The 5119-nt window shown below is 72.0% G+C and carries 3 protein-coding genes; all 3 read left to right on the top strand.

The features are described from left to right. Positions 1-544 precede the first annotated feature (544 nt). The 3 genes from ACWGL3_RS30815 to ettA all read left to right on the top strand — a co-directional run bounded on the left by ACWGL3_RS30815 (position 545) and on the right by ettA (position 5070). A complete protein-coding gene (locus ACWGL3_RS30815; RefSeq protein WP_267948564.1) occupies positions 545-1927 on the top strand; it encodes a GGDEF domain-containing protein in 1383 nt (460 codons plus the stop codon). Between the two features lie 85 nt (positions 1928-2012). Beyond that, the gene (locus ACWGL3_RS30810) at positions 2013-3236 is read left to right on the top strand and encodes a DUF4192 domain-containing protein (protein ID WP_452462098.1); all 1224 of its coding nucleotides are present in this window, start codon (positions 2013-2015) and stop codon (positions 3234-3236) included. Positions 3237-3405: 169 nt separating this feature from the next. Beyond that, positions 3406-5070 (top strand): energy-dependent translational throttle protein EttA, encoded by a 1665-nt coding sequence (ettA, locus tag ACWGL3_RS30805; protein WP_267948566.1) that lies wholly within the window; start codon positions 3406-3408, stop codon positions 5068-5070. The last annotated feature ends 49 nt before the right edge of the window (positions 5071-5119 follow it).

Below are 5119 nucleotides of genomic sequence, written 5' to 3'. Positions count from 1 at the left end.
GGGGGAGGCCGTCTCGGCGGCCGTCGGCGACCCGGAGCTGAGCCCCGGGTGGTGGAAGCTCGCCCGCCCCCGGGTGTGTTGCGTAGGCGTGGGTATCAGACCCAGCTCGCGCCGTCGATCGCCATGGTGAGTGCTCCTTCGTGTCGAGTGCTGCCGAGGCGGAATCGGCCGGGCCCCCGGGAGGTCGGCGGTCCGTGCCGGAGCGGCTGACGCCGCGCCCCACAGAAGAATGCCCCAGAACCGGTGCACGACCAACCCCCCTGGGTCTCCGCACACCCCGGAACGGGGGGCCTCGCGACTCTCGATACAATAAGCGATTAAGTTATTACCCAAAGTGATGTAAAGTGTTGGGGTGTCGAGTGGGCCCGTCCGGCGAGCGGACTTCGGGCGTTCGGCTACCCGGCCGTCGTCACCGAGTGGCATGGTAGGGGAACGCGGGGCGAATCCATCCCGTCGAACGGAGAACCGCAGGAGGCGGCGGACCCATCAGAGTCGGGTGTGGGGGATGAATGGCAGAGCGTGACACAGAAGGGAGGCGGGAGCCGTGAGCATCTCGGAGAAACCGGCGGCGCCGGTCGGCCGTGCCCCCGGGGGCCGGTCCTCGTGGCCGGTCCTCCAGGAGCCCCAGGGCCTGATCGTCTACATGTGCCTGCTCCTGGTCGCCGCGCTGTTCCTGTTCGGGGTGGCGTTCGCCCTGACCGTGTTCTCACTGAAGGACCTGGTCACCTTCACCGCGCTGGTCGCCGGCGCGGCGATCTCGGTCGAGGGGAGCCGCCGGCTGGGCACGCCCACGCCCGCCGGGTTCAACCGCGACCTGCTGGGGGCCTGGTGGTTCCCGGTCGTGCTCCTCCTCCCGCCGGTGTACTCCCTGCTCATCCCCATCCCCGTGTACCTGATGGTCCAGCAGCGCACGAGGCGCACCCTGGTGCACCGCCGGGTGTTCAACGCGACCTCGGTGGGGCTCTCGGGGTTCCTGGTGTCGGTGGTCTGGCACGGCGTGTGGGGGGACGACCTCGTCGGCGGCCTGGGCGGCGTCGTCGAGTCCGGCGAGCCCCTCACCACGGGGCCCGGCGTGCTCGTGGCGGTACTGTGCTGCGCGGGGTTCACCGTCCTCAACACCCTCCTCGTCGCCCTGGCCGCGAGGATCAGCAGCGGCCCGGGCAACAGCCTGCGCCCCATGTGGGACCGCGAGGCGCTCATCGTGGACGCCGTCGAATTATGTGTCGGCGTCACGGTCGCCATCCTCGCCCAGCTGTCCCTCTTCCTCCTGGTCATCGCGGTCCCGCCGGTCCTCCTCCTCCAGCGCAGCCTCCTCTACCAGCAGTTGCAGATGGCCGCGCGGACCGACCCCAAGACGGGGCTCCTCAACGCGCCCACCTGGGAGCAGGAGGCGTCGATCGAGATCGCCAGGGCCCGCTCCTCCCGGGGGCGCGCCGCCGTGCTCATCGTCGACATCGACCACTTCAAGCGGGTCAACGACAGCCACGGCCACCTGTTCGGGGACCAGGTCCTCCTGGGGGTGGCCACCACCATCGCCCAGCAGCTGCGCCAGTCCGACCTGCTCGGGAGGTTCGGCGGCGAGGAGTTCGTGGTGCTGCTGCCCGGGTCCGACACCACCGAGGCCTGGCGCGCGGCCGAACGCCTGCGCACGCAGGTCGGGGGCATGGAGATCGCGGTCGACGGCGTCCCGGTGCGCATCACCATCTCGATCGGGGTGGCGGTCATCGGCGACCACGGCAACGACCTGGTCGAACTGCTCACCGCGGCCGATCTCGCGCTCTACCGGGCCAAGGAGACCGGCCGCAACCGCGTGTGCCTGCCGGCGGGGCGCCCCGGCGCCGGCGGCACGATCCCCGGCCCGCGCGAGGCGGAGCTGACCGACCGCGGCGGGCCCGCGGAACCCACCGATCCCAGAGAGGTCTCCTGAACCGCGGCCCCACGGAGAACGCGCGGTCGTCCACAGGCTCCGGAAGCCCCTTGTCCGGAACCGGATGATCACGCACCGTGAAGATATGCACCCCGACCAGCCGCACCACTCGCGCGACCCCCAGGACCCCCAGGACCCCGCCCGTTCGCCCGACCGGACGGAGCGGCCGGACCGGCCGGGGCACACCGGCTCCCCGGCCGCACCCGGCTCCCCCCGCGGGGGGCCGGGCCCGACGGACCCGGCCCCCCGGCCGCGACCGCCCGGCGGATCCCCCGCGCCGGGCGCCTCCCCCGGCGCCCTCACGCTGACCAACCCGACCGACATCATCGCCACCCTCCCGTACCTGGTGGGGGAGCCGCCCGACCCCGGGATCGTGGTCCTCGCCATCAGGGACCGCGGCGTGCACTCCGTGTACTGCGGCGACCTGGACAGGATGGACGGCGCCCCCGACCCGGCGGGGCGGGCCGCGGCCCCCGCCGCCGCGGCGGCCTCCGAGGGCTGCACGGCCCTGGCCGTCGTGGCGTACGGGCCGCCCGGGCGGGTGACCCCCTACGTCGACGCCCTCCTCGCCGCCGCCCGGACACACGGCCTCGCGGTCGTCGACGCCATCCGGGTCACCGGCGGCCGGTACTGGTCCTACACCTGCGGATCGGCCGGGTGCTGCCCGGCCGAGGGCACGGTCGTCAACGTCGACGGGTCCACTGTCCCGGCGAGCGCGGTCCTGCACGGGATCGTCCCCGCGCCGCCGTTCCACGCGACCATGGCCGACATCGCCCGGATACGCGCGCTCCTCGCCCCCGTCCGCGGGGAGGAGCGGGCCGCGATGGAGGCCGCCGCGGACCGTGCGCGGACCCGCGCCGCGCGGGCGGAGGGCGGCGGTCCCTCCGACCGCGGCCTCACCGAGGTCCTGGCTGCGGTCCGGGCCGAGCACGCGGGGCGGGCGGTCACCGACCCGGACGGACTGGCCCGGCTGGGCGTGCACCTGACCGGGACCGGCGTGCGGGACGAGGTGTGGGCGAGGATCACCGCCGAGGCGGCCCCCGTCCACCAGGCGCTGTGGAGCCGGGCCACCCGCTGCCTGCCCTCGGAGCTCAGGGCCGCCCCCGCCTCCCTGCTCGCCGTCGCCGCGTGGCAGCGCGGTGACGAGGCGCTCGCGGCGGCGGCGCTGGACGTCGCCCTCACCACCGATCCCGGCTACTCCATGGCGGTGCTCATGAGCCGGGCCCTGGCCTGGGGGCTGCCGGTGGAGCGCTGGCGGGAGTTCACGCCCCGCTGGCTGAGCCGGGGGAGGGACCCGGCACAGGACTGACCGCAGGGGCCGGCGGCGACCGGAGGGGGTGACCCGGGGCGCAGCGCCACGGCCGCCGCGCGGGTCCGGTGGGGACGGGCCCGGGCCGGCGCCGGACTCCGTCCCCGCCGGGCCCCCGGGTGCGCTCCGATGGCGGGGGCATGGGCTGCGACGCCCTAGGCTTGGAGGCATGCCGGAGTACATTTTCACCATGAACAACGTGCGCAAAGCGCACGGCGACAAGGTCGTCCTTGACAACGTTTCGGGGTCGTTCCTGCCCGGAGCCAAGATCGGCGTCGTGGGCCCCAACGGTTCGGGTAAGTCGACGCTTCTGAAGATCATGGCCGGCATCGAACAGCCGTCCAACGGCGAGGCGCGTCTCATGCCCGGGTTCAGCGTCGGGCTGCTCGCGCAGGAGCCCCGGCTCGACGCGGACAAGACGGTCCTGGAGAACGTCGAGGACGGTGTCGCCGAGACCAAGGCGATGCTGACCCGCTTCAACGAGATCGCCGAGCAGATGGCGACGGACTACTCCGACGAACTGCTCGAGGAGATGGGCAAGCTCCAGGAGCAGCTCGACCACCGCAACGCCTGGGACCTGGACAGCCAGCTGGAGCAGGCGATGGACGCCCTGCGCTGCCCGCCCGGGGACGCCTCCGTCACCCAGCTCTCGGGTGGTGAGAAGCGCCGGGTCGCCCTGTGCAAGCTCCTCCTCGAACAGCCCGACCTCCTCCTGCTCGACGAGCCCACCAACCACCTCGACGCCGAGAGCGTGAACTGGTTGGAGCAGCACCTGGCCAAGTACCCCGGCACCATCATCGCGATCACACACGACAGGTACTTCCTCGACCACGTCGCCACGTGGATCCTGGAGCTGGACCGCGGCCAGTTCTACCCCTACGAGGGCAACTACTCCACCTACCTGGAGACCAAGCAGGCCCGCCTGAAGGTCGAGGGGCAGAAGGACGCCAAGAAGGCCAAGCGCCTCAAGGACGAGCTGGAGTGGGTCCGCTCCAACGCCAAGGCCCGCCAGACCAAGAGCAAGTCCCGTCTGGCCCGCTACGAGGAGATGGCGGCGGAGGCCGACAAGACCCGCAAGCTGGACTTCGAGGAGATCCAGATCCCGCCGGGTCCGCGCCTGGGCAACACCGTGGTCGAGGTCAAGAACCTCACCAAGGGCTTCGACGACCGCGTCCTCATCGAGAACCTCAGCTTCTCCCTGCCGCCCAACGGCATCGTCGGCGTCATCGGCCCCAACGGTGTCGGCAAGACGACCCTGTTCAAGATGATCGTCGGCGAGGAGACCCCCGACCAGGGCAAGATCACCGTCGGCGACACGGTGGAGATCTCCTACGTCGACCAGTACCGGGGCCGCATCGACGACAGCAAGAACGTGTGGGAGACCATCTCCGACGGCGAAACGTTCATCACGGTCGGCAAGGTCGAGATCCCGAGCCGCGCCTACGTCGCCGCCTTCGGCTTCAAGGGCTCCGACCAGCAGAAGCAGTCCGGGGTGCTCTCGGGCGGCGAGCGCAACCGGGTCAACCTGGCGCTCACCCTCAAGCAGGGCGGCAACCTGCTGCTCCTGGACGAGCCCACGAACGACCTGGACGTGGAGACCCTCGGCTCCCTGGAGAACGCGCTGCTGGACTTCCCCGGCTGCGCCGTGATCACGTCCCACGACCGCTGGTTCCTCGACCGCGTCGCCACGCACATCCTCGCGTGGGAGGGCGACGCCAACTGGTTCTGGTTCGAGGGCAACTTCGAGTCCTACGAGAAGAACAAGATCGAGCGCCTGGGCCCGGACGCCGCGCGTCCGCACGCGGTGACCCACCGCAAGCTCACCCGCGACTAGCCTCGCGGGACCTGGCACGCGCCCGCGGGGGCACCGGACGACCGGTGCC

The sequence above is a fragment of the Nocardiopsis sp. NPDC055824 genome (assembly GCF_053616335.1).
Note: the sequence above shows the minus strand (reverse complement) of the source record. Positions and strands in the feature narration are given on the sequence as shown.

Coding starts and splice junctions, on each gene's coding strand:
- ACWGL3_RS30810 (WP_452462098.1), top strand. CDS start 2,013: ATGCACCCCGACCAGCCGCACCACTCGCGCGACCCCCAGGACCCCCAG.
- ettA (WP_267948566.1), top strand. CDS start 3,406: ATGCCGGAGTACATTTTCACCATGAACAACGTGCGCAAAGCGCACGGC.